Origin of the sequence: Prevotella intermedia ATCC 25611 = DSM 20706, from assembly GCF_001953955.1 — a bacterium.
GTDB lineage: Bacteria > Bacteroidota > Bacteroidia > Bacteroidales > Bacteroidaceae > Prevotella > Prevotella intermedia.
The window spans coordinates 827,596-852,093 of record NZ_CP019300.1 but is presented as its reverse complement, the minus strand read 5'-3'; the positions used below and the strand labels follow the sequence as shown (position 1 = coordinate 852,093).

Sequence of the window (24,498 nt, the reverse complement as noted above, 5' to 3'; positions counted from 1 at the left end):
GGCTGTTTTGTTTGAGATAGAAGATTACCTAAGCTATTGTTTTCTACCTAAATAGAAAGCCTTTTTTTACAGCTTGCCATTACAATAATCCATTTCTTCCAGCTCTACCCAGCCTGCATCTCTTATTTCGCGCAGGAAAAGGCGGGCACACATCTCCGCATCGTCGCCTGCACGATGGTGCGTACCATAAGGTATTTCAAACTGATTGCAAAGATAATCAAGCTTGTTGCAATCAAAATCGTAAATATGGCGGGCTGCACGAAGCGAACAATAATAGTCTACTTCGGGCGTGGGCAGACTGTAAAAATCTAAAGAATGACGGATACAACTTATATCGAACGAAGCATTGTGGGCTACCAACACAGGACATTCCTGCAAGTAATCGGTTATTTCAGCCCATACTTCAGGAAACATTGGTGCATCGGCAGTATCTGACGGCCGAATCCCGTGTACACAAATGTTCCAATAGTCGTAACGATTGTCTTCGGGACGAACCAACCACGATTTGGTTTCTACCACTTTACCGCCCTTCACCACACAAATACCAGCTTCGCAAATGGAAGCCCGCTTAGCAGTAGCAGTCTCAAAATCAATAGCTATAAAATCTATATTGTTCATTCCCAATCCATCTAATAGTTCAATTTATTCTCTTCAAAGCACTTCATTGCTTTGCAACTACTCGATTTCCAAGATTCTAATTTCGATACAAATATACAAAAAACATATATAAAAAATGGAATATTGCAAGATATAATAAACACCACTTATAATTCTTTTTCAATACTTCTTTACTTGAGTTGTTTTCTTTTTATCGCACAACTAAAATACTGAAAAACACTTCTGATTTTGTAAAAATAATTCCGTTAAAAAGTGATAACTGCGCTTTGACGTTGCGAAAGCGTAGGTTTTGCACGCCAAAAGCGGCTCTTTTACCTTGCAAAAGAGCCGCTTTTAGAATGCAAAACAACATGTTTTATAACACGCTGATAAACAATCGGTTGAATAAAAGATATCGTTATGAAAAATGTTTACATCTTTATAGCCTACTTTCTGACTAATATTCGACTCGCAAAGTCGTGTGAGGACATTGCAAATCGAATACACAGGGAGTCTGTAAGTAAATTACCAAATCAGCTTATCATTCAGTATAACGCCATCACCAGCTGGCGAATCGTTTTCTGCAAAGCTATTGGCTTTGTATTGAATGCAAAGCATCAACATTTCATCTTTACCAGTATTTTTCAATGCACGTTTGCCATCAGGAGCTACACGAATAATACTGCCTTCCGATACTGAGAATATTTCTCCATCAACTTGATATTCCCCTTCACCTTTAAGAATGAAGTAAAGTTCCTCGTGTGTCTTGTGTGTGTGAAGAAAACCGCTATCCTGATTAGGAACAAGCACTTGGAATGATAGCTCACTGCCTGTTGCCTGCAATGCCTGACCGACGAATACCTTGCCAGGAATCTCAATGTCGCCCATTGGAAGGACGTAATCTTTAATCTCGTTAAGTTTACCAACACTCACTGCTGTGAAGTTCTTACCTGTTTTAATTGTTTCTACTGTTTTCATAATGCTATTTGTTTATTCGTTATAAGAGTTGTTATTATTTTTGTTTTGACAATGCAAAGATATTGTGTTTCAAAAGTTTATGCAAGTAGGCACGCAAATGTAAGCCAGTTACTTAGAAGTAAGTAATATTGAAAGTGAGTGGGTTAAGTGTTTTGCTTTTAGCACTGTTTAACAATAAAACAACACCTGCTCAAGCTATAATAGTTACTTTTGTGCAGTAATATCGTTTTAAAACTCTATTAACTATGAATAGAAATGAAGTAAGAGATGCTCTTTTCCCTAATTGTCCTGTCCGAAATGTATTATCGAGAATAGGCGATAAATGGTCGATGTTGGTGCTTTTTACATTGGAAACTAACAAAAATCAGCGTTTTAAGGAGTTGCAACGCAATATTCCAGATATTTCCCAAAAGATGCTGACAACTACTCTTAAAATGCTTGAAGGTGATAATCTCGTTCATCGTGAGGCTTTCCCTGAGATTCCACCACGTGTGGAGTATTCGCTTACTGATAAAGGACAAAGTCTATTACCCCTTATAGACAACTTGCTGGTATGGGCAAGTGAAAATATGAATGACATTATTGAATCGAGACAACGTTATTTATTGAAATGATTGCTGCATCTTGAAAAGTCCACCAAAGCCTTAACAATGAAAATAAAAAAAGGAGTTACGTTTTCGTAACTCCTTTTTATGTAGCGGGACGGGGCTACGATCCCCGGACCTCCGGATTATGAATCCGACGCTCTAACCAACTGAGCTATCCCGCCATCAACCCTTTTACAGGTTGCTTTTGAAAAGCGGTTGCAAAGGTATATAAAAAAAGTGAACCGACAAAATTTATTTGAAAATTTATTGATGATATTTTAAAAATATAGTTCTCAAGCGGTAGTATAGCCGTGTTAAGACCTTTGTTAGGATATAAAAAATGAAAAATAGGTGGCTACTCTGATAATTTTGTGTAATTTTGCAAAGCAATATGTGCGTAAGTGTACATTGCGCAACGGAAAATGTTTCGCATCAAAAAGTTAGACATATTTATAATAAAGCAGTTTGGAATGCTTTTCGCAGGAACGTTCGTCATCAGCTTGTTTGTGCTGATGATGCAGTTTTTGTGGCAATATGTTGATGAACTGATTGGTAAAGGTCTTACACTCGATGTACTTGGCGAGTTCTTTTGGTATATGAGTTTGATGATGGTACCAGAAGCTTTGCCACTTGCCGTGCTGCTATCGTCGCTCATTACGTTTGGAAATCTTGGTGAAAGTTCCGAACTGACTGCCATTAAGGCTGCAGGCATATCGCTTATTCAGTCTTTCAGAGGAGTAATGATATTTACTTTACTCATCGCGCTTATGTCGTTTTACTTTCAAGACAGCGTAGGTCCTAATGCCAAAAAGCATTTCAACCAGTTGTTAATATCGATGAAGCAGAAGAGTCCTGAATTGGAAATACCAGAAGGAGTCTTTTATAATGGTATTCCGCAGACCAATCTTTATGTTGAAAAACGCGATTTGGAAACAGGACGCCTATATAATATAATGATTTACCGCATGACCGATTCGTATGAAGACCAAGCCATCATACTTGCCGATTCGGGATTATTGCAATCAACAGCCGAGAAGAAACACCTCGTACTGAACCTGTGGAATGGCGAATGGTTCGAGAATATGCGTTCGCAGGAATTGGGCAGTAGTGCCAGCGTGCCCTATCGCCGCGAATCTTTTGTGCACAAAAAGTTGGTTATAGACTTCGATGCCGACTTCAACTTAACTGATATGGCGGGAATTTCGGACGATGCCCGCACGAAAAGTATTGCCAAGATACGCCACGATAAGGATTCGATAGTTCAGGTTTACGACAGCGTGGGCAATGCGTATTACAAAGATGCACGGCAGGCACTTTACCCTATTTTGAAGCTAAAGAAGAAAGAAATGGAAGAAGCCATGGCATTGGCTTCGACCAAAGATTTCGATTTAGATTCGCTTTATAGCAAAATGCGCCCCGAAGAGCGCAGACAAGCCATCGACCGTGCTTTGATAAATACGCAACAGACGGTTGCCGACCTTGACTTTAAGAGCATGATAACCAGCGATGGCGATAAACTTATACGAATGCACGATATTGCAGAAATAAATAAGTATCTATTGTCGCTAACTTGTCTTATCTTCTTTTTCATCGGAGCACCTTTGGGTGCAATTATCCGAAAGGGAGGCTTGGGCGTTCCTATTATAATAAGCGTGTTGGTCTTTATTATTTATTACATATTAAATAATACGGGCTATCGAATGTCAAGGCAAGGCGACTGGGCAATATGGTTCGGACGAGGGCTCTCGCCTGCTATTCTTATTCCAACAGCCATATTCATTACTTATAAGGCAAATAACGATTCAGCAGTGTTCAATATCGACCTGTATCGTAACCTTGCCATGCGCATATTGGGTCTGCGTATAAAACGCAACATCAGCAGCAAAGAAGTCATTATCAATATGCCGAAGTATGCTGACGATGCCAATGTGCTGAGAGAAATGAATACGGACATTGTGGCGTATGTGAAGAAGAGCAACTTGAAGTCGCCACCTAATTTTATTAGGACGTTCTTTAAATATCAACCCGACCACGAAATAGAACGTTTAAGCAACGACCTTGAAACGGTTGTCGAAGATTTAGCCAATACGCGCAATAAGGTGATACTCTCTGAACTCAACCAATATCCTATATTGGTAACAAAGGCACATACCCGTCCTTTTGAGTACAAGTGGCTGAACATTGCTTCTGCTATCATTCTTCCCGTTGGTTTATTCTTCTATTTCAGAATGTGGGGCTTTCGATTGCGTTTGTATCGTGATTTAAAAACAATAAAGCAAACGAATGAAAACATTATTGCTGAAAGCGATAAGATAATAGCTAAAGAGAAACAGTAACAATTAAAATAATTATAAATCAAACCTAAGGTCGTGTTATATGAAACTAACATAGACTTTAAACTTAAAATACAATTATGGAGAACTTCGAACTCAGTAGCATTGAAGATGCAGTAAAAGACTTTAAAGAAGGTAAATTCGTTATTGTAGTCGATGACGAAGACCGAGAAAATGAGGGCGACCTCATTATGGCTGCTGAAATGATTACCCCTGAAAAGGTGAACTTCATGCTGAAAAATGCTCGTGGCGTACTTTGCGTTCCAATAACGCTTTCGCGAGCCAAAGAATTAGATTTGCCACATCAGGTAACTGATAATACATCGGTACTTGGCACACCATTTACCGTAACCGTAGACAAATTGGAAGGCTGTTCAACGGGTGTGTCTACTCACGACCGCGCCGAAACCATAAAGGCATTGGCCGACCCAAACTCAACACCACAGACGTTTGGACGCCCTGGACATATAAATCCATTGTATGCACAGGATAATGGCGTGTTAAGACGTTCAGGACACACCGAAGCAGCCATCGATTTATGCAAGATGGCAGGCTGCTTCCCCGCAGGTGTGTTAATGGAAATCATGAACGACGACGGAACAATGGCACGTATGCCCCAACTCATTGAAAAAGCCAAAGAGTGGGATATGAAGATTATCAGTATTAAAGACATCATTGCATACCGTCTAAAGCGAGAAACAAGCATCGAAGTTGGTGTTGAAGTTGATATGCCTACGAGATACGGACACTTTCGCTTAATTCCTTTCCGACAGACTTCTACAGGTGTAGAACACATGGCTCTTATTAAAGGCGAATGGCGCGAAGACGAACCTGTATTGGTGCGCGTGCATTCTTCTTGTGCCACTGGCGATATCCTTGGCAGCGAGAGATGCGATTGTGGCGAGCAGTTGCACAAAGCTATGGAAATGATTGAGAAAGAGGGAAAGGGCGTTCTGATTTATATGCAGCAAGAAGGCAGAGGCATAGGATTAATGAACAAAATGGCTGCTTACAAACTGCAGGAGCAGGGTCTTGATACTGTAGATGCCAACTTGCATCTTGGATTTAAGCCCGACGAACGCGATTATGGCTGTGGTGCTCAGATGTTGCGCCATCTCGGCGTGCACAAGATGCGCTTGATGACCAACAATCCGACAAAGCGTGTCGGCTTGGAAGCATACGGTTTGGAAATACAAGAGAATATTCCCATAGAAGTACGACCAAACGAATACGACTATCGTTATTTGAAAACAAAGAAAGATAGAATGGGACACGATTTACACCTATAAAGTGTTAAACTTATAGAGAAATTACACCTTAATATATATTAAAGACATTATTTCATAGGTTGAAAATGAAATAATGTCTTTATTTTTTCGTTTAAATCATACTAAATAAGTAAATTTGTAGGCAAGAGAAGCAGTCTATTATGAAACAACGAAGTCATAATAACTACAAACACAGAGTATATCTGTATTCAATACCAAATGTTTAACTTAAAAACACATAAGGTATGAATAGAACATATAGAACAGAAAGAATTTATAAAAGTGTCGCAATAATGCAGAAAACGTAGTAAAACAAGCAAAAAGCAACAGTTAAAAGATGTCAATTTCAAGTGTAATTCTCTATTAATTGTTATCTTTGCCGAAAATGTGCGGAAAAAAGTTGGCATTTATTTGGCAGCTAAATATCCAATCTGTTTAAAATCAATTAGATATTAATAATTCAATTCATTTATAACTAAAAAATTAAAATTTTATCATTTATGGCAACTACACAACAAAAAGCAGCCCCACAAAAGAAATCAGAGGGCTTCACAGGAGTTAGAGGCGCATTTTGGATCATCGCAGTTTGCGGTGTCGTAGCATTCGTATTGTTCTTTACATGGTTTGCTCATGATATGCACTTCCAAGATCCAGGTACAAAAGAACACCCAGCTGACGTATGGGGTACTATCTTTAAAGGTGGTATCGTGGTTCCTGTTATCCACACTTTGTTGCTCACTGTGCTCGCTATGTCAATCGAGCGTTGGTTGGCTTTGAAGACCGCTTTTGGTAAGGGTGCTCTTCCTAAGTTCGTTGTAAACATTAAGTCTGCATTGAATGCAAACGATATGAACAAGGCTAATCAACTTTGCGACCAGCAGAAAGGTTCTGTTGCAAACGTTGTAAAGGCTTCTTTGAACGCTTACAAGTCTATGGAAAGCGGTGCTAACGCTAACTTAAAGAAAGCACAGAAGGTTGCTAAGATCCAGCAGGCTCACGAGGAAGCAACTCAGCTTGAGATGCCAACTCTTACAATGAACCTTCCTATCATTGCAACACTTGTTACACTTGGTACACTTACAGGTCTTCTCGGTACCGTAACTGGTATGATCAAGTCGTTCTCTGCTTTGTCTGCAGGTGGTGGTGCTGACTCTGCTGCACTTTCTGCTGGTATTTCTGAGGCGTTGATTAATACTGCATTCGGTATTGCTACTTCTTGGTGTGCAGTAGTTTCTTACGGCTACTTCTCAAACAAGGTAGACAAGTTGACTTACGCACTCGACGAGGTTGGTTACTCAATTGCTCAGACATACGAAGTAAACCACACAGAAGAAGCTTAATTTTTGCTAACCCTTTAAATACATTATCGCTATGGGTAAAGTAAAAATTAAGAAAGAAGACGTTTGGATTGACATGACGCCGATGTCAGACGTTATGACCTTGTTGCTTACTTTCTTCATGCTCACCTCTACCTTCGTAAAGAATGAGCCAGTGAAAGTTAACACTCCAGGTTCTGTGTCTGATATGAAAGTGCCAGAGAATGGTGTTCTCACAGTGCTTATCAGCCCTGAAAAGAATGCTGCAGGTCAACCAACTGGCGAAGGCCAGGTATTTATGAACTACGACAACACTAATGAGTTAGGTCAAATTGTAGATATGGTTACACAACTTACACCAGAGCAGAAGAAAACTTTCTTGGCTGAGTCTACATTTGGCGCACCATTGGACAAGCTCCCAACTTACTTGAGTAAGTCTGCAAAGCTTCGTAGTGAAGAACTCCCAAAGATGGGTATCCCTCTCGATAGTATCGAAGGACAGGAGATGACAGAATTTCAACAGTGGATTAATGCGGCACGCCAAGTAAATCCTAAAGTTAGAATTGCTTTGAAATCTGACGCAAACACTCCTTATGGTACAGTTAAGAAGGTGATGAGCGAACTCCAGGATATGGACGAAAGTCATTACTACATGATTACACAGTTGGACGCTAAAAAGGCTGCACAAGCAGCTTCTAAGGAGAACTAATAATGGCAAATAAAAAAGAAAGCAAGCAGAAAAAAATGACTGTTCGCGTAGACTTTACGCCAATGGTAGACATGCTTATGTTGCTTATTACATTCTTCATGCTTTGTACTTCACTTAGCAAGCCTTCAACTATGGAGTTGACCATGCCAAGTAATGACAAGACACAAGATGAAACAAAGAAGAATGAAGCAAAGGAGTCTCACTCTATAACCATCTTTATTGGTGAAGATGACAAGATGTTCTATGGTGAGGGCAAACCACAGCTTGACAATCCTAATTGGTTGAAGAAAGCCGATTGGAGTACTGGCAAGACTGGTATTCGTTACGTTCTTCAGCACAAGGAAGTAGACAATGGCGCAAGCGTTCCCTACAACGATATGCGCATTGCCGTACAAGAATTGCAAAAGAAGAAAGCTGCTAACGAAAAAGCTTACCCTGACAGCATTTATCAAGCTGAACTTACAAACATCAAGTTAGGTAATGTAAATGGCAAGAAGGTTCCAACCTTGACCGTCATTATCAAACCAACTGATAAGGCTTCTTACAGTCATCTTGTAGATATTCTCGATGAAATGCAGATTTCATATATTGCAACTTATGTCATTGATAAGCTTACCCCAGAAGAAAAGGCTTTGCTTTTGACAAAGGGTATTAAGGCTTAATGTTATTGATGTATAACAATTAAAGAAAAAAAGACATGGCAAAAATAGATCTATACGATCCTAAATGGGTCGATATGGTATTCGCTGAAAAGAACAAGGCATACGGAGCATACCAACTTCGTAAGTCAGTTTCACAGCGAAATATCAAATCATTAGCTATTCTGCTTGTTGCTGCATTCCTCGGTGGAGGCTATCTGGCTTACCAGATTAAGAAACACAATGATGATATTGCAGCGCAAGAAGCATACGCAGCAAAGATGGAATTAGCAGCTCTTGAGCAAGCTAAGAAAGACCAAGAAGAGCGTAAGAAACAACAGAAGAAAGAAGAGCCCAAGAAAATTGAGCCTGAAAAGGTTGTTCCTGAAACTCGTGCTACTGTAAAGTTTACAGCACCTGTCATTAAAGATGACAAAGATGTTAAGGAAGAAATGCCACCAATGGTCAAGATGAATAAGGAGACCAAGGCTGTCGGTACCGAAACAAAAGAAGGTGTTGAAGACCGTAATATCGTAGCTGATAGAAGTACAGTGGCAACGCCAGAGCAAATCATCCCTAAGATTGAGAAGCCTGTAGCTGAGGCTCCAAAGGTAGAAGCTCCAAAGGAAGATATTGAAAAGAAGATCTTTACTTTCGCAGAGCAAATGCCAGCTTTCAAAGGTAATGTAAATGCATGGCTCTCTTCTCACTTGCAGTATCCTGCAGTAGCTATTGAGAATAACATTCAGGGAAAAGTAATCGTGAAGTTCGTTGTCGGTCGCGACGGTTCTGTTAGCCAAGCGCAAATTGCACGTGGTGTAGACCCAGCACTCGACCGTGAAGCACTTCGCGTAGTGAACAGTATGCCAAAGTGGATTCCAGGTATGAACAACGGACAGCCTGCAAACGTTTGGTTCCAACTTCCTGTTACATTTAAACTGAACTAATTCGAATTTATGAAACGAAACAGATTCTACATAATCGTAGGATTGATACTATCCGTAGTCTCTCTCTCCTCTTGCGGGGAGAGAAAGGCTAAGGACGGTAGAACAGATACACCGACGTCAGGGACGATTAAATTCGCCTCTGACGAAAGTTTTAGTCAATTTATCGAAGAGGAATTGCAGGTATATCAGTATCGCTACCCTCAAACGCATCTCCTCCCAGTTTATACTGACGATAACACTGGAATGAAGATGCTGCTCGACCTAAAGGTTAATCTTTTGTTTACATCTCACGTTCTACAAAAAGGCGAAGATGCAATATTAAGAGGTAAAGGACCTATTCCATCTGTATTCCCTGTTGGATACGATGGCATAGCATTTATCATTAATAAGAGTAACTTAGACTCATGTATCACAGTTACCGACGTAAAACGCCTTCTTAAGGGCGAAGTTACGACTTGGAAGCAGCTTTACCCTCATTCAGACAAGGGAAATATAGAAGTTGTATTCGACAATAAAGCATCAGCAACACTCCATTTTGTTGTTGATTCAATATTAGAAGGAAAGAACATAAAGGGTCAGAACATTGTTGCAGCTAAGAACAGTAAGTCTGTAATAGAATATGTAAAGAAGACTCCAAACGCAATAGGTGTGATTGGTTCTAATTGGTTGAACGACCGAAGCGACTCTACCAACACCACATTTAGAAACGATATTCGTGTAATGGCAATATCTAAAACAAGCAAGGCAGAAGATTATAACAGTTGGCAACCTTATCAAGCTTACTTCCTTGATGGGCGCTATCCATTTGTTAGAACTATCTATGCCATTGTTGCCGACCCACATAAAGCATTGCCATGGGCATTTGCAAACTTTATTGCTGGTCCAATAGGGCAAAAAATAATGTTGAAAACAGGTTTACTTCCTTATCGTGGAGAAATCACTATTCGTGAAGTAAGAATTAAGAAATGATAAAATCATTAAACTTTCTACTGTGTATTAAATCATAAACATTAATCAACAGTAAGTTTAACTAAATAATAAATGATTATGAAGACAAAGAAATATTTATTAGCTGGAGCTTTGATACTAAGTTTATCAACTCCTGCAATAGCTCAAAACGACGGCTATAAGGCTGCGCTTAACCCAATTATCAGTGCTATCGAAGCTGCTCCTAACGATGCAAAAGCAGGTAAGGATCTTATAAAAGAATACTTAAAGGTTTATAAGAAAGACGAGGAAGCAATCACAGCTCTTGGCAATGTATATTTGGCACAGCGCAATTTTACTGAAGCTATGAAGGTTGCAAACTCTATCGTTACCAACAAAAAGATGAACGGAACATTGGGTTACCTCCTTCTTGGCGATATTGTAGCATTACAAGATAGCGTAGGTAATGCAGGTGCAGCAGCACAACACTATGCCACTGCTATCAGTCTTGACCCTCACAACATAGCTGCTTACGAGCGTTATGCTAAAGTTTATCGCCACGTAAATCCTGAAGTTGCAGTTCAGAAACTTGAAGAACTACGCAAGGTAGAGCCTAATTATCCAGTGGAAGCAACTGCAGCAGAAATTATGCTTAGTGATGGAAAGTATACTGAAGCACTTTCTTGGTATGAAAAAGCCAATCGTGCAAACTTAACAGAAGATAACTTCTATAAATATAGCTACACAGCTTTCATTCTCCGAAAGTATGACAAGGTATTAGAAGTTGTGAAAGCTGGTTTGCAAAGATTTCCAAACAGCGAATATATTGCACGTGTTGGTATGATGGTTGCAGTTGAAAAGGCTGACTTTGCTGATGCTTTGGAATTTGCGAACAAAATGTTTGCAGGTTCTGGTAAAAAGGTTGCCAACGACTATGCAGTTTATGGTAAGGCTTTAGCTGGCAACAAAGAATACAATAAAGCGTTGGAGAACCTTAACAAGGCACTCGATATGGACAAGCAGAACTTTGAGCCAATGAAGACCATTGCTGAAGTTTATGCGGCACAGGGTGAAGTAGATAAGGCTTTGAAACTTCAGATGGAGTATCTTTCAAAGAATCAGAATGCCAACTCTAACGATTGGGCTAAGCTCGCTCAAACATGGATAGAGAAGGCTGAAACAGAAACCGATAAGGCTGTAAAAGACACCTATTTGGATAAAGCTATTGCCATTTACGACCAAATGGTAGTTAAGTTCCCATCTATTTCAGACTGGATTTGGTCTAATCAGGCTAATGCAGCACAGATGAAAAACGATGCTGACAAGGTTGCTGACATCTATAAGAAGATTGTAGCATTCGAAGAAGCTAAGCCACAACTTGACGATGACGCTAAGGCATACTTGGAACAGGTTTACTATGGCCTTGGTTACTACTACTCAAAAACAGGCAATGCCGAAGTAGCTAAGCAATACTTTAACAAGGTATTGACTGTAAACCCAAATAACGAAAATGCAAAGAAGGCTTTAGGTCTTTAATTGTAAACCATATTTTAACGATAAGGCGACAGTGCAAGCTGCCGCCTTATTTTATTTTCTAACTTTAAATGTGTTTCCACTGCTTATAATATATGGTGGTAAATTACCGTTATATGGCAAAGGAGTACCTACTTAAAAGTTGTGAGCAAAATTGAAAAGCAGCAGAAAAATGGAAGTAAAAGACAAAATATACGGTACGCTCTTTGGACAGGCTATTGGCGATGCACTCGGCTTGGGCACGGAATTTATGACAAAAGTCGAAGCGCAGGAGAAGTATCCAAATGGATTGAAAGAGTACGGACAAATCATCAGAGATTATCATCGGGCAAAATTCCAGTTAGGTAGGTGGAGCGATGATACAGATATGATGCTTTGCATTGCCAACGCAATGATTGAAGACAAGGGCATAAACCTACACACCATTGCGAAAAACTTTAAGAACTGGCTCTATGCGCCCGACACAAGGGGTGTTGGACAAACCACTTTTAAGGTGTTGGCAATAGCCGACTATGTAGAGAAGCCACAACAAGTGGCAGAGCTGATATGGAAGATGTCGCCCACAAAAAATGCTGCTAATGGTGCTGTAATGCGGACTGCAGTAATAGGATTGTTGCGTGAGAATGTGGCACAAGCAGCTGAAGATGTTTGTAAACTCACACATTTCGACCCACGCTGTATAGGGTCATGCGTCATTATATCTGAAATTATCAGCCACTTAATTTGGCATAATGAACAACTTTCCTATTCGCAAATCATTTCTATCGGCAACCGATACGATAAAAGAATCTCAGAATATATCGACAAAGCATACAACAATGGCATTGAAAGCTTGGAACTTGACGAACCGTCAAGCATAGGCTACACGTTAAAGGCATTGGGTGCTGCATTGTGGTGCTTGTTCCACTCTACCAACTTTGAAGAAGGATTGTTTTCTGTTGTCAATGAAGCGGGTGATGCCGATACAAATGCAGCTGTTGCCTGTGCCGTGTTAGGAGCTAAATTCGGCTACGCTTCTATACCTCAAAAATACATTGACGGACTAACAAGAAAAGACGATTTGATACGCATAATTGATGATTTGGTAAAAATTTACCTATGATTTATTGCCGCACAAGATGTAAATATTTTTCACAAGTGCGACTATCGTATAACTCACTATACATCAACGCATTACAAAACCTATTGTTTTGTGTTCTAAAAGCGGCTGTTTTGCACGGTAAAAGCGTAGGTTTTGCATCGCAAAAGAGTCGCTTTCGCAACGTCAAAGCGTAATTATAACTTTTTAACAGAATTATCTTTACAAAGTTAAATAGAAAGACTCTCACTGCTTCACCAGTAGATTTGTTAAGAAATATCTGCGAGATAGCCTACCCTGCCAACTTCCTTATACCGAACTAACGTTATATATACGTCCGTCAGACAGCAATAATGAAGATGTTTAAAAATTATAAACATCTAAGAAATATACAGAAACTATTAATGCAAACCATAAAAAATATATCATTCTATAACAAATATTTAATTTCCTTTTTGATTGTAAAAAATAATAACTATATTTGCAATACTATTATATCAAGATAGATTAATACTTAAAAGCATATACGAAAAGCAGCAACAGGGAGCAGGCTGACTTAGTTAATCAGAAAGTACTCCCTAATGAAAATCATCTTCGTTCCAAGCAGAGTAAGCGTACAGAAGGATTAATCGAAGCGCATACCCAGTGCATTAGAACTCGTCAAAGGAACTGTTTCGCCCAAATCTGCCTGCTATTACGCATTCATTTACCATCAAATAACCGCCGCTACAAGTGGCATAATAAGAACAATTATGAAAAGAACCTTACCTATCATCACGCTCCTGCTACTCTCTGTCTTGCAGGTATGTGCACAAAAGAAAAACTATGACTTCCAAGAAGGAAAGCTCTATTACAAAGTTACAGACGCAACAAAGTTGCTTGTAGAAGTTACGACAGAGCTTGAAGAGCTCTTAGAATCTACCGGGACACTATACAATAAGCCACTTGAAGGCGATATTGTAATCCCAGCTGATGTAAAATACCAAGGCAAACAGTACACAGTAGCTGGCATCGCCGACAACTCTTTCGGAGGTTGCATTAAGCTTACATCTGTCGCTATTCCTGCCAGCGTAACCACTTTAGGCGAACAGGTTTTCCTTTCTTGCACAAGCTTGAAGCGCATTACAGTCGATAAAGAAAATCCAATGCTGAAAGACATTGACGGTGTACTTTTCGATAAGAGCGGAAATAAACTAATTGCTTATCCCAATATGAGGGCAGCCAATTATGAAATTCCTGAAGGAACCGTAGAACTCAGCCCTGCTGCATTCTTCCTTTGCAACGAATTAAAGTCAATAAAATTCCCTTCAACGTTGAAGCAGATAGGCATGCTCTCTTTCGGTCATTGTGTAAAATTGCACGAAGTAACTGTTCCAAATAATATTACAGACCTCGGCTACTTTGCTTTCTATAACTGTACTGGTTTGGAGAAAGCCATTATTAAGGCTGATATTACCGAATTAAAACGATATATGTTTAGCAGATGCACGGCATTAAAAGAGGTTACCCTCCCTTCTACTATAGAACATATTGGTACTTGGGCCTTTGGTAGCTGTGTTTCAATGAAGAATATTACATTGCCAGAAAGCTTGAAAGACATCGAAGCTGAAGCTTTTAATGGTTGTGAAAGGCTGTCTGAAATCACACTCCCTGCAGGTTTGGAGAAAATAGGAATGTACGTTTTCGATGGTTGCAAGCAGCTAAAGAGCATAACTTGTTTACGCGAAACACCATTACAAGGTGCAGCTATGGGAGAAGGTGTCTTTGAAAACGTAAATAAGGAAGAGTGCGAACTGAAGGTTCCCAAAGGTCATAAGGAAGAATATGCCGCTGCCCAACAGTGGAGTGATTTCACCAATATTACCGAGCACGAACTCACAGGCATCAACCTGCCTACCGAACAAGACAAGAACGTAAAGACAACTATCTTTACGATTAATGGCCAATGTCTGCCAGCTAATGCACAACCCACACAGGGTATCTACATCATCAACGGCAAGAAAATATACGTCAAGTAACGCAAGTAGCGTAAGGTATTCATTACTTTTGATAATCTACTGGTGCAGTACAGTTTTTAAAAGCACTTTTGTACTGTCAGTACAACTACGTTACACCCGCAGTACAACAATATTGTACTGCGGGTATAGTAGCTTTATACTGAAACCGAACATTTGTTTAGACAAACTTCCTTTTAATTTATTGAACCTTGTCAATAATATTTTCAGCGTACATTTTCGTTTATAAAAAATAATAATTATATTTGCAACACCACTACATCAAAATTGATTAATACTTAAAAGCATATACCAAAGGCAGCAAAAGGGAGTCAGCTGTCGTACCTAAACAAAAAAAGTAGCTCCCCCATTTAACAACTATAATCTATTGGAAATATGAAAAGAAAGCACTTACACGTAATTGGTTTCTTGCTTGCAGCATTATTCCTATCTATGCCTACCAAGGCTCAAACACAGGAAGATACTCACAAGAGGCTGCCATTGAACCAACAAAAAGCACCCATGGGAAATTTACCTCCAGAACTGAAAGGATTGGAATTTGACGATTTCTATGGTGCAAACTATTTCCCACAAAAGGTAGGAGAGCCCTACACGCCTATCTTTTATGTGTTCTATATGGACAATCAGTCGAACACTACCATCAATACGGTGGAATTTGAATATTGGTTCGACAACGACCGAACAAATGTGAAGTACAAGACACGCGACGATATTCAGCTTTCACCAGGGCAGTCGATGCAGGACGGTGTGGGCTTTATCTCGTTCGAAGCACCAAACGACACACGCCCACATATCATTACCATAAAGCCTTACAAGGTAAATGGTATGGAAGTAGACATGGGTGTGCGTGTTAAACCTTTCCGTCAATACTTTGTTGAAGGTACTTACCGTATGCCGACACATTATGTAGAGGTGTTTGCAGACCCTACCGACAAAAAGGCATACGACCTTTATCGTGGGCTCGCAACAAGCATTGTAACCTTGCAACACAAAACAAAGAAGAAGAATCGCTACGAGTTGGTAACTTTCGTGAGCCAAGCTGGTGAAGCAACATTCAAGGCAAGCCAACAAGAAAACGAATTGGCAAAGATGTATAAGATTGGCGAAATGCCAAGAATGATGGTGAACAGAAACTTGATGACACCATACGGAACGCTGAACAACCACACACAGTTGGAAGACCTCAGCACCTATTCGCCTGCAATGAAGATTAGTTCAAAGGTTACTGACGTTTACGAATACTTGCTACAACGTGGTTTCTACGGTCCAGCCTTTGCACAAATGACTCCTTCTGTAACAAAGAACAGCGATGGAAAGTTTGTTTGCAATATCAACGGACGCATATCCGAGCAACAGGAAACAAAGGGTTTGCGTATGAATGTATATCTCGTAGAGAACAACTTTATCCCTGAAACAGATGAGGACGGCTACGTGGAAATTCCCGACGGCACCGTGTATAATAAGTTCGTAAAGATGATTAGTCCAGTAGAAGGCTACGAACTCAAAGTGAACAACGACCGAACATACACGTTTGCTACCGACCCATTTGCCATCGAAAATTTCGAGGCTGACAAGTATCGCCTCGTTGCTTCCATCATAGACCCTTGCACCGAGCAGCCTTACTTGGCCTCCGTGCTTCAGTCTTGTGGCGTAAACGTTAGCAACGAGCAGCCCGCCGAGGTTACTATGACTACCACACAAGCATCTGGCGAAATTAGTTTTGCCCTCGCTGCGAAAGAGGCTAACACGCCTATTACCATCGACTGGGGCGACGGCGTAGAGGTAAACTACACCCTTGGCACTGATTTCAGTGAGATAAAGTCAGACATAAAAGGTGCTGACCTAAAGATAAAGGGCAACATTACGAAGCTGAACTGTATGGCTAACAAGCTAAAAACGCTGAATGTAGCTAACTGTCCAAAGTTGGAAGTACTGCAAGCTGCTTACAATTACTTGTCAGAACTCGATTTAACCCACAGCACCGAACTGCAAAATCTTGAGATATTCGGCAGCAATACCATTTCGGAGCTCGACCTTTCGCACTGCAAGAGCCTCATCAGACTGGTGGCTTCACAAAACTTCCTGTCTGATTTAGATGTCAGCAAGTGCCCTAACCTTACATACGTGGACTGCTCTCGTATGAAGCGCATCACAGAATTAGACTTAAGCAGCTGCCATAAAATAAAGCATATCATAGCTAACGAATGTGCTATCGACAAGCTCACCATTCCGCAAGATGCACCATTGGAAGAGCTTTCTTGCACAAACAACAAACTTACGAGCCTCGACCTGACAGCATTCAACCAACTCAAGGACGTTAATTGTTCAGGCAACCCCATTGCATCGCTCAAGGTAAGCTCACCCGAATTGCTCTCTTTGTACTCTATGGAAACCAAACTTACAAGCATCGACCTATCGAAACTTGCCAAGCTAAAGTTCCTTATGCTCAAAGGAAACGCAGGTATCACATCGCTCAATTTGGAGAACAACAAGGACTTGGAAGAACTTGGATTCAGTTCTTGCAAAGTAAACCAAATCGACTTGAAGCCTTTGAAGGGGTTGAAGAAACTGTGGTGTAGCAAGAACCTATTCACTACACTCGACCTTTCGCAGAACAAGGAAATAGCACTATTAGACGCAACCGAGTGTAAGCTCACCACGATTGCATTCCCCGAAAACAATTCAACCTTAGAAAAAGCACTGCTCTCCAAGAATGGTTTTGAAGCCATCGCATTCGAAAACCTTTCTGCGCTGAAAGTCATCAACCTACGAACGAACAAGCTAACAAAGGTTGAACTGAAGGGCTTGAGCAGTTTGGAAGAATTAGAACTTTCTTACAACCAACTCCACAGTGTGAATTTGAAAGAATGTCCGAGCCTTAAACAACTCGGCGTTACTGCCAACGGTATGACTGCCTGCGAGCTCAATACCCTCTACAACCAGCTGCCAACTTTGCCAACAATGCCTAAAAAGTATAATCTATACAACGGTACAAAGAAGGACGAAGCCGCATTGACAAGCAAAACCTCTATCGCAACAGAGAAGAACTGGAAGGTTTATGTGGAAGGAGACGGCAGTGGTTGCACCGACAGAATAGACAATGCCGATGCCGACAACACACTCTCTATTATCGCAAGCGAAGGTTTGTTGCGCATACACAGCCCGTTTGCCCAATCCACCATACGTGTTTACACCCTCGACGGAAAGCTTTTGGTACAACAACATCTTACCCATCAAGACACAACCATAACTGTTCCGTTTGACGGAGCTTGCATTGTGCGATGCACCGACGATGCTACCGGCAATACAACGACGACGAAAGTTGTGCTTTAAGCACTTGTCATATAAATATAAAAGGAGAGTTGTGGAATGGTTCCACAACTCTCCTTTTATATTGTATGTACAACTATTGGCTGCCATTCAGCTACGAATAATGTTCAGTTTACAACACTTTCGCAGAACAGAAACTTAATGGAAACTATCTGTTTTATAGGCAAGAAGAAGGTGGTAAAAGTGTAAAGATTTTACATAAAGATTGCTTTTGTTTAACTATTTGGTTATCAGAGAATTGTAATAGTGGCTCTTTTGCGTTGCAAAAGCGGCTGTTTTGCACGGTAAAAGCGTAGGTTTTGCAACGCAAAAGAGCCACTATTGCAACACAAAAGCGCAGGTATCGTTTTTTACTTATACTTTTCTTTACAAATCGTAGCGGTTTTAGGTGCTGATTATTATACCATCGTATAGTTTCGCTTATTGGTTTTCCCACATAATTGGTTGCCACTCTTATGCAGAAATTCCTCTTGTGCAACTCCTATCAAGGGCATAAATAGATTACACAAGGCGGATTGCAAGTGGTTCAACCGTAATGAGATGACGCTTGTAAAGGTCTCCGACGGCTTTCTTGTAGACTTTCTTTGACACTTGGAAGAGGCGTTTTATGTCTTCCGCATCGCTTTTGTCGCCAAGGTTGCACACGCCACCGTTGTCCTTCAAGTATTGCAGAAGCACTTCGGCAAAGTCTTTTGCATATCGCTGTCCTGTTGGTTGCAGCGTGCAGTCAATCTTTCCGTCTGGTCGGACTGTGGCAATATAACCTTTCATACGGTCGCCCGTGTGAACGTATTGGAACACTTGGTCGCCATAAACAAGGGCAGGATACTTGTTGTCAATAATGACTTTGAAACCGAGTTCGGTCTTTTGCCAAATCATCAAATCAACCTCCTCGCCTTGCTTGTACGTTGGTTTCTCTTCCTCGAAATAATGTTCCACCTTCGCCGATGCCACCAAACGGTAAGTCTCTTCGTCAAGATGTACGTGCACAATATACGATTCGCCTATCTGCATACGCTTTTTCTGCTCGCGGAAGGGACAGAACAGGTCTTTCGTTACGCCCCAGTGAAGGAATGCACCATACTCGTTTACCCACGAACACTCCAAGTATGCAAACTCGCCTACTACGGCAAGTGGTTGTTCGGTTGTGGCAATGGGGCGTTCTTCCTGGTCGAGATACACAAAGACACGTAGGTCGTCGCCTACTGAAACGCCCTCGGGAACATACTTCTGAGGCATCAATATTTCGCCTGCACGACCACCGTCAAGATACAATCCGAATGGGTCGCCATTGCCTTCGCGCAATGCCACCTTCAATACAGTCAGCGTATTGTAATCGCCTATCTTTAGTTTTGTCATTTGTTATTTCCTTTCTTACTTTATTATACTGCGCTGGCTTCGCTGCCCTCTCCCACTATGCGTCCGTCTTTCAAGTGTATGGTGCGGTCGGTTAATGTAGCCAACGTTTCGTCGTGTGTAACGATGACGAAAGTTTGTCCGAACTTATCGCGCAATTCGAAAAAGAGTTTATGCAGTTCTTCCTTGTTTTTCGAGTCCAAGCTACCTGACGGTTCGTCTGCAAGAATTACAGCAGGATTGTTCATCAGTGCCCTTGCCACTGCCACACGCTGCTTCTCTCCTCCCGAAAGTTCGTTGGGTTTGTGGGTCGCACGGTCGCTCAACCCCATAAATTCCAACAGTTCCTCGGCACGGCTGCGTGCTTCTTTGGGTTTCATTCCTGCAATATAGGCGGGAATCATAATATTCTCGATTGCCGTAAACTCTGGTAAAAGCTGGTGAAACTGGAACACAAAGCCAAGATGCGTGTTGCGAAACTCGCTTAGTTTATTGGTCGATAGCGTGCTGGTTTCTATGCCGTCCACTACGACAGAGCCACTATCGGGCTTATCTAACGTACCAAGAATTTGCAGCAACGTGGTTTTGCCTGCTCCCGAAGGACCGACAATGCTCACTATCTCGCCTTTCTCAATGCGCAAGTCAATGCCTTTCAGCACTTGCAGCGAACCAAAACTCTTAGTAACACCTTTTATTTCTATCATATTTCTATCTTATTTTCTTTTGCATAAAATCACGGACTACATCGTAAGCACTGCGCTCTTCGGTGTGTTGCGACTGTGCAAACGTCATTCCGTCCATAGGATTGCCATACTGGTCGGGGAATATTATCATAAGCGTCTTGCTCTTGAAGAAGCGGTTTACTTCCTCTGGAATGCGCTCCATCGCATTCTTATAAGATATTGTGCCCTTTCGTGCCGTGATAATCACGAATAAATGGTCATCGTTTACCTCGTTCGCTAAATGCGGCAGTTCGTTCCAATGTTGCATTTCGGCATATTCGGCACGCACATTTGGGTGGCGGTTACGAATATATCCCATGATAAGTTCGAGCGATTCTTGGCGAGCGTGGAATACAATACGACAATCGGTATTCGACGCCAAACGTGCAAGCCGTTCCAGCCAACGGTAGAAACCAGGCTCAAACTCTGCACGCGAAGGCACGGCTACTTGTATTCGGCGAATCGTATTCAGTGGTTGCACAATGCGGGCAATCGTTATTTGTCGGCTCAAACCGTTGTACAAGCTCTGCGTAAACTGTCCCCAAAAGCCCTTCGATATAGCTTGTCGGGCGTGCAGACCCATTACTATTTCCGATGCCTGAAACTCTTTGAAGGCGTGTTTTATACCATTGGCTATGTTGGCAGCGATGCGCACCTGCGTTACCATCGGCACATTGGCAGACGTTGCCTGCTTATGCAGATGTTCCAAGAGCTGTCGTCCTTCTTCCTGATTGGCTGCTGCGTTCACATCGTCGTAGACAACGTTCAGTCCAACTATCTCGCTTTTCAGCTTGGAATTGCGCATCATCATTGCCAACGAAAGCAAATTGTCGGCATAATCGGGATATTTCACAGGCACAAGAATGCGTTCGTCGCCATCGGCTTTCACCATTTCGGGTTCTTCTTTCTTCGTTAAGCGAATCTTTTGCGCCGCCCGCTCGGTTACAAGCGAAGATATTACACAAGTAAAGAGTATCATGACAACAATTCCGTTCAGCACTTCATCGTTGAAAAGGAACTCCCCCGGGGCGACTTCGAGCTGCAAACCCACCATTACCATTGCGATTGCGCCTGCCGCGTGTGCACTTGTCAGACCGAAAAGCATATCGGACATTTCTCGCTTTAAGCGGAACAGGAAGCCTGCCAAATAGGCTGCGACTGCCTTTCCCACCGTTCCGAAGAACACAATGCACAGCACTACCCAAATAATGTGCGTACCCTCGAAAAGTGAGCGCACGTTTATCAGCATTCCCACACCTATCAGGAAATAAGGAATGAACAGTGCATTACCCGTAAATTCTATATGGCTCATCAGCGGTGAAAGGCGCGGAATGAAACGGTTTAGTATAAGTCCAGAGAAGAAAGCACCGAAGATTCCCTCCAATCCAATGGCATCGGACAGGGCTGCAGAAAAGAACAGCACGACCAAAACGAAGAGAAACTGCATTACTGCATCGGCATAACGGCGCAGAAACCACCGAGTAAGGCGTGGAATAAAGTAGACAAGACCTGCCAAATAGAGCGCAAACTTCAGCATAAACCACAGCCAGAACACACCACCGCTGCCACCTTGATACGAGTTTACTATCATCGCCATAATAACAAGTGCCAAGAACAGCGACACCATTGTCGCACCAACGCTGAGCGTAGATGCAGGATGCTGCGAAAGACCGTAGCGACCCACTATCGGATAAGCAACGAGTGTGCTCGATGACATAATGCAACCAAGCAGCAAAGACGACATTGGCGAGTAGTTCAACAGATAGGTCGCCATTAGGAAAGTCAGCACATAGGGAGTAACGAAGGTGAGCAAGCCGAACGACAGCACACGCCACTTATTCTTCTTCAGCCCCTCCATATCCATTTCAAGACCAGCAAGAAACATAATGTAATATAGCCCGACGCTGCCAAACAATTCAAACGACGCATCTCGTTTCAGTATGTTCAAGCCGTACTCGCCTACCAACACACCCGCCAAAACCATTCCGATGATGTACGGAATGCGCAGTCGTCCCATAATGATGGGCGACAATAAAATCATCATCAATACAACAAAGAATATCAATGTTGGGTCGGTGATTGGAAAATACTGGGCTATATTGAACATATCCGATATGATTAAAATATCTGCAAAGATAGCAAAAAGTTATGGGTTGAGTAGGGATAGTAGAGAGTTTTTTGTATTTTTGCAATTGAAAACTATATGGGTTTTACGCTCCACGTTGGTCATCAAGACAATTACGGGCAAGCGTAGCCTCATCAAAATAATAAATACAAGGATAATGAAAGTAGCAATTGTAGGTGCCAGCGGCGCAGTAGGACAAGAGTTCCTCCGCATATTGGCAGAAAGAAATTTCCCATTAGACGACCTCGTTCTTTTCGGTTCAAGCCGCTCTGTGGGCAACAAGTACACATTCAAGGGTAAGGAATACGAAGTAAAACTTCTTCAGCATAACGACGATTTCAAGGATATTGACATTGCTTTCACCAGTGCAGGCGGCAGCACATCGGCTGAATTTGCCGACACAATTACGAAGTACGGCACTGTAATGATTGACAACTCGAGCCAATTCCGTATGGACAAAGACGTACCATTGGTAGTTCCAGAAATCAATGCCGAAGATGCACTGACCCGTCCACGTGGTATCATAGCTAATCCGAACTGCACCACCATTATGATGGTAGTGGTTTTGAATCCTATCGAGAAGCTAAGCCACATCAAGCGTGTACGCATCAGCAGCTATCAGAGTGCTTCGGGTGCGGGTGCGGCAGCGATGCAGGAACTGGAACAGCAGTACAGGGAAATTCTTGAAACAGGCGAGGCAAAGACCATCAGCAAGTTCCCGCACCAATTGGCTTACAACGTGATTCCACAAATCGACAAGATGACGGAAACCGACTATACGAAAGAGGAAATGAAGATGTTCTACGAAACGCAGAAAATTATGCACTCCGATGTTCGCACCAGTGCCACCTGCGTGCGTGTATCATCGCTCCGAAGCCATTCAGAGTCGGTTTGGATAGAAACGGAAAAGCCTTTGGAGATTGCCGAAATACGCAAGGCACTCGAAGCAGCACCCAGCGTTACGCTTGTAGACGACCCACAAAACTACGTTTACCCTATGCCATTGGAGAGTGCAGGCAAAGACGACATCTACGTTGGACGTGTCCGCAAAGACCTTGCCGACGAAAACGGCACTACACTCTGGCTCACGGGCGACCAAATACGCAAGGGCGCAGCACTCAATGCCGTGCAGATTGCCGAATATCTGATTAAGGTGGGCAACGTAAAATAAAGCAATTCGACTCCGAAGAAAAAGCAGATTGGATAGAAGAAAAAAATGAATTGCACAACAACATTATAGTGTTGGTTTTGTAAAGATAATTCTGTTAAAAAGTGGTAACTGCGCTTTGACGTTGCAAAAGCGTAGGTTTTACCGACCAAAAGCGGCTCTTTTACCTTGCAAAAGAGCCGCTTTTACAATGCAAAACAATAGGTTTTACAACACGTTGAAAATAAGACTGTTACGCAATAGATATTATTCTGAAAAATATTTACAGTTTTATTGCGCAGTTTTCCTTTATATATAAGATTTGTATAGATAAAGTTGAGTAAGGTTTAAAAGACTCGTTACCGTCAATATTATAAAATAAAAAGCAGCATTACCGAACCTAAAGAACAGTAATGCTGCTTGTTTTATTTGCTGTTTTGAAGCCGAATGGTTGGCAGTAGCGTCTTACTTGTGCGCCTTGTAATACTTCACGGCTGCTTCCACATTGGCTTTTACGGCTTTCGACGAGATGGTGGCACCGCTCACAGCGTCTACCGAACCAACCTTCGAGATGCTCTTGCCACTAAAATTGGGCAACATCTTGGAAGTTACCTGTGCAAAATACTGTGGCGTTTCGTTGTTTTTAAGTGCCACAACCTTCACCACCTTGTTTTTCTTTATATGCACTTCCAAGGGTGTTGCACCCTTATAGCCACGCACGTTGGCTGCCAGTGTCGTCGTGTTTACTACATACGTGCCGTCTGCCTGCTTGCGCATTACGTTGTCGTCGCCTGCTGCTGCAAAGGCGAAACCCGCTGTCGTTAAAGCCACAACGGCAAAAGCTAAAACTTGTTTCTTCATCTTTCTTACTATTGTTACTGATTATTGACAA

General features: G+C 41.8%; 19 protein-coding genes and 1 tRNA gene. 13 read left to right on the top strand and 7 right to left on the bottom strand.

Annotation, left to right across the window (positions count from 1 at the left end):
- Positions 1 to 66 precede the first annotated feature (66 nt).
- Together BWX39_RS03510 and BWX39_RS03500 are read right to left on the bottom strand one after the other, a co-directional pair.
- Entirely contained in the window at positions 67 to 618 is a 552-nt protein-coding gene (locus tag BWX39_RS03510; RefSeq protein WP_028904894.1) for a 3'-5' exonuclease, read from the bottom strand.
- Positions 619 to 1,122: 504 nt separating this feature from the next.
- On the bottom strand, positions 1,123 to 1,575 hold the full coding sequence (locus tag BWX39_RS03500) for a cupin domain-containing protein (RefSeq protein ID WP_028904895.1): 453 nt from the start codon (positions 1,573 to 1,575) through the stop codon (positions 1,123 to 1,125).
- A 245-nt stretch (positions 1,576 to 1,820) separates the two neighbouring features.
- Here BWX39_RS03500 and BWX39_RS03495 point away from each other — a divergent pair, with 245 nt between their 5' ends.
- On the top strand, positions 1,821 to 2,189 hold the full coding sequence (locus BWX39_RS03495) for a winged helix-turn-helix transcriptional regulator (protein ID WP_028904896.1): 369 nt from the start codon (positions 1,821 to 1,823) through the stop codon (positions 2,187 to 2,189).
- Between the two features lie 81 nt (positions 2,190 to 2,270).
- On the opposite strand, the gene BWX39_RS03490 is transcribed toward BWX39_RS03495, so the two are convergent.
- A tRNA-Met gene (locus BWX39_RS03490) sits at positions 2,271 to 2,344 on the bottom strand.
- A 240-nt stretch (positions 2,345 to 2,584) separates the two neighbouring features.
- Between BWX39_RS03490 and BWX39_RS03485 the strand changes: the two genes are divergently transcribed.
- From BWX39_RS03485 to BWX39_RS03435, 11 genes are all read left to right on the top strand, one after another.
- Complete coding sequence (locus tag BWX39_RS03485) at positions 2,585 to 4,498, top strand: LptF/LptG family permease (protein WP_028904897.1); 1,914 nt, start codon at positions 2,585 to 2,587, stop codon at positions 4,496 to 4,498.
- Positions 4,499 to 4,575: 77 nt separating this feature from the next.
- Complete coding sequence (locus tag BWX39_RS03480; RefSeq protein WP_028904898.1) at positions 4,576 to 5,784, top strand: bifunctional 3,4-dihydroxy-2-butanone-4-phosphate synthase/GTP cyclohydrolase II; 1,209 nt, start codon at positions 4,576 to 4,578, stop codon at positions 5,782 to 5,784.
- A gap of 479 nt (positions 5,785 to 6,263) precedes the next feature.
- The gene (locus BWX39_RS03475; protein ID WP_014710470.1) at positions 6,264 to 7,103 is read left to right on the top strand and encodes a MotA/TolQ/ExbB proton channel family protein; all 840 of its coding nucleotides are present in this window, start codon (positions 6,264 to 6,266) and stop codon (positions 7,101 to 7,103) included.
- Between the two features lie 31 nt (positions 7,104 to 7,134).
- Entirely contained in the window at positions 7,135 to 7,788 is a 654-nt protein-coding gene (locus BWX39_RS03470) for an ExbD/TolR family protein (RefSeq protein WP_028904899.1), read from the top strand.
- A gap of 2 nt (positions 7,789 to 7,790) precedes the next feature.
- Complete coding sequence (locus BWX39_RS03465) at positions 7,791 to 8,450, top strand: ExbD/TolR family protein (RefSeq protein WP_028904900.1); 660 nt, start codon at positions 7,791 to 7,793, stop codon at positions 8,448 to 8,450.
- Positions 8,451 to 8,485: 35 nt separating this feature from the next.
- Complete coding sequence (locus BWX39_RS03460) at positions 8,486 to 9,373, top strand: energy transducer TonB (RefSeq protein WP_028904901.1); 888 nt, start codon at positions 8,486 to 8,488, stop codon at positions 9,371 to 9,373.
- A gap of 9 nt (positions 9,374 to 9,382) precedes the next feature.
- Complete coding sequence (locus BWX39_RS03455; protein ID WP_028904902.1) at positions 9,383 to 10,342, top strand: PstS family phosphate ABC transporter substrate-binding protein; 960 nt, start codon at positions 9,383 to 9,385, stop codon at positions 10,340 to 10,342.
- 78 nt (positions 10,343 to 10,420) lie between these two features.
- Positions 10,421 to 11,836: a tetratricopeptide repeat protein gene (locus BWX39_RS03450; protein ID WP_028904903.1), complete on the top strand. Its 1,416-nt coding sequence runs from the start codon at positions 10,421 to 10,423 to the stop codon at positions 11,834 to 11,836.
- Positions 11,837 to 12,005: 169 nt separating this feature from the next.
- On the top strand, positions 12,006 to 12,935 hold the full coding sequence (locus tag BWX39_RS03445) for an ADP-ribosylglycohydrolase family protein (RefSeq protein ID WP_028904904.1): 930 nt from the start codon (positions 12,006 to 12,008) through the stop codon (positions 12,933 to 12,935).
- A 728-nt stretch (positions 12,936 to 13,663) separates the two neighbouring features.
- Positions 13,664 to 14,929, top strand: coding sequence for a leucine-rich repeat domain-containing protein (locus tag BWX39_RS03440; RefSeq protein WP_028904905.1), 1,266 nt, complete (start codon positions 13,664 to 13,666; stop codon positions 14,927 to 14,929).
- Between the two features lie 372 nt (positions 14,930 to 15,301).
- Entirely contained in the window at positions 15,302 to 18,259 is a 2,958-nt protein-coding gene (locus BWX39_RS03435; RefSeq protein ID WP_028904906.1) for a leucine-rich repeat domain-containing protein, read from the top strand.
- Positions 18,260 to 18,757: 498 nt separating this feature from the next.
- Here the strand turns inward: BWX39_RS03435 and BWX39_RS03430 are convergent, their stop codons facing one another.
- From BWX39_RS03430 to BWX39_RS03420, 3 genes are read right to left on the bottom strand one after another with little or no spacing between them, the layout of a single operon-like run.
- Positions 18,758 to 19,615: a CvfB family protein gene (locus BWX39_RS03430; RefSeq protein ID WP_028904907.1), complete on the bottom strand. Its 858-nt coding sequence runs from the start codon at positions 19,613 to 19,615 to the stop codon at positions 18,758 to 18,760.
- 23 nt (positions 19,616 to 19,638) lie between these two features.
- Positions 19,639 to 20,316: an ABC transporter ATP-binding protein gene (locus tag BWX39_RS03425; RefSeq protein WP_028904908.1), complete on the bottom strand. Its 678-nt coding sequence runs from the start codon at positions 20,314 to 20,316 to the stop codon at positions 19,639 to 19,641.
- Positions 20,317 to 20,320: 4 nt separating this feature from the next.
- Positions 20,321 to 22,441, bottom strand: a complete 2,121-nt coding sequence (locus tag BWX39_RS03420) for a cation:proton antiporter (protein ID WP_028904909.1) — start codon at positions 22,439 to 22,441, stop codon at positions 20,321 to 20,323.
- A 175-nt stretch (positions 22,442 to 22,616) separates the two neighbouring features.
- Between BWX39_RS03420 and BWX39_RS03415 the strand changes: the two genes are divergently transcribed.
- Positions 22,617 to 23,630, top strand: coding sequence for an aspartate-semialdehyde dehydrogenase (locus BWX39_RS03415; protein ID WP_028904910.1), 1,014 nt, complete (start codon positions 22,617 to 22,619; stop codon positions 23,628 to 23,630).
- A gap of 441 nt (positions 23,631 to 24,071) precedes the next feature.
- On the opposite strand, the gene BWX39_RS03405 is transcribed toward BWX39_RS03415, so the two are convergent.
- Entirely contained in the window at positions 24,072 to 24,467 is a 396-nt protein-coding gene (locus BWX39_RS03405; RefSeq protein WP_028904911.1) for an FMN-binding protein, read from the bottom strand.
- Between the last annotated feature and the right edge of the window lie 31 nt (positions 24,468 to 24,498).

Bases quoted from the DNA above. Each gene is read 5' to 3' on its own strand.
- BWX39_RS03435 (WP_028904906.1), top strand. From the start codon at position 15,302: ATGAAAAGAAAGCACTTACACGTAATTGGTTTCTTGCTTGCAGCATTA.
- BWX39_RS03415 (WP_028904910.1), top strand. From the start codon at position 22,617: ATGAAAGTAGCAATTGTAGGTGCCAGCGGCGCAGTAGGACAAGAGTTC.
- BWX39_RS03465 (WP_028904900.1), top strand. From the start codon at position 7,791: ATGGCAAATAAAAAAGAAAGCAAGCAGAAAAAAATGACTGTTCGCGTA.
- BWX39_RS03510 (WP_028904894.1), bottom strand. From the start codon at position 618: ATGAACAATATAGATTTTATAGCTATTGATTTTGAGACTGCTACTGCT.
- BWX39_RS03445 (WP_028904904.1), top strand. From the start codon at position 12,006: ATGGAAGTAAAAGACAAAATATACGGTACGCTCTTTGGACAGGCTATT.
- BWX39_RS03455 (WP_028904902.1), top strand. From the start codon at position 9,383: ATGAAACGAAACAGATTCTACATAATCGTAGGATTGATACTATCCGTA.
- BWX39_RS03475 (WP_014710470.1), top strand. From the start codon at position 6,264: ATGGCAACTACACAACAAAAAGCAGCCCCACAAAAGAAATCAGAGGGC.
- BWX39_RS03440 (WP_028904905.1), top strand. From the start codon at position 13,664: ATGAAAAGAACCTTACCTATCATCACGCTCCTGCTACTCTCTGTCTTG.
- BWX39_RS03430 (WP_028904907.1), bottom strand. From the start codon at position 19,615: ATGACAAAACTAAAGATAGGCGATTACAATACGCTGACTGTATTGAAG.
- BWX39_RS03405 (WP_028904911.1), bottom strand. From the start codon at position 24,467: ATGAAGAAACAAGTTTTAGCTTTTGCCGTTGTGGCTTTAACGACAGCG.
- BWX39_RS03495 (WP_028904896.1), top strand. From the start codon at position 1,821: ATGAATAGAAATGAAGTAAGAGATGCTCTTTTCCCTAATTGTCCTGTC.
- BWX39_RS03485 (WP_028904897.1), top strand. From the start codon at position 2,585: ATGTTTCGCATCAAAAAGTTAGACATATTTATAATAAAGCAGTTTGGA.
- BWX39_RS03420 (WP_028904909.1), bottom strand. From the start codon at position 22,441: ATGTTCAATATAGCCCAGTATTTTCCAATCACCGACCCAACATTGATA.
- BWX39_RS03480 (WP_028904898.1), top strand. From the start codon at position 4,576: ATGGAGAACTTCGAACTCAGTAGCATTGAAGATGCAGTAAAAGACTTT.
- BWX39_RS03500 (WP_028904895.1), bottom strand. From the start codon at position 1,575: ATGAAAACAGTAGAAACAATTAAAACAGGTAAGAACTTCACAGCAGTG.
- BWX39_RS03470 (WP_028904899.1), top strand. From the start codon at position 7,135: ATGGGTAAAGTAAAAATTAAGAAAGAAGACGTTTGGATTGACATGACG.
- BWX39_RS03450 (WP_028904903.1), top strand. From the start codon at position 10,421: ATGAAGACAAAGAAATATTTATTAGCTGGAGCTTTGATACTAAGTTTA.
- BWX39_RS03425 (WP_028904908.1), bottom strand. From the start codon at position 20,316: ATGATAGAAATAAAAGGTGTTACTAAGAGTTTTGGTTCGCTGCAAGTG.
- BWX39_RS03460 (WP_028904901.1), top strand. From the start codon at position 8,486: ATGGCAAAAATAGATCTATACGATCCTAAATGGGTCGATATGGTATTC.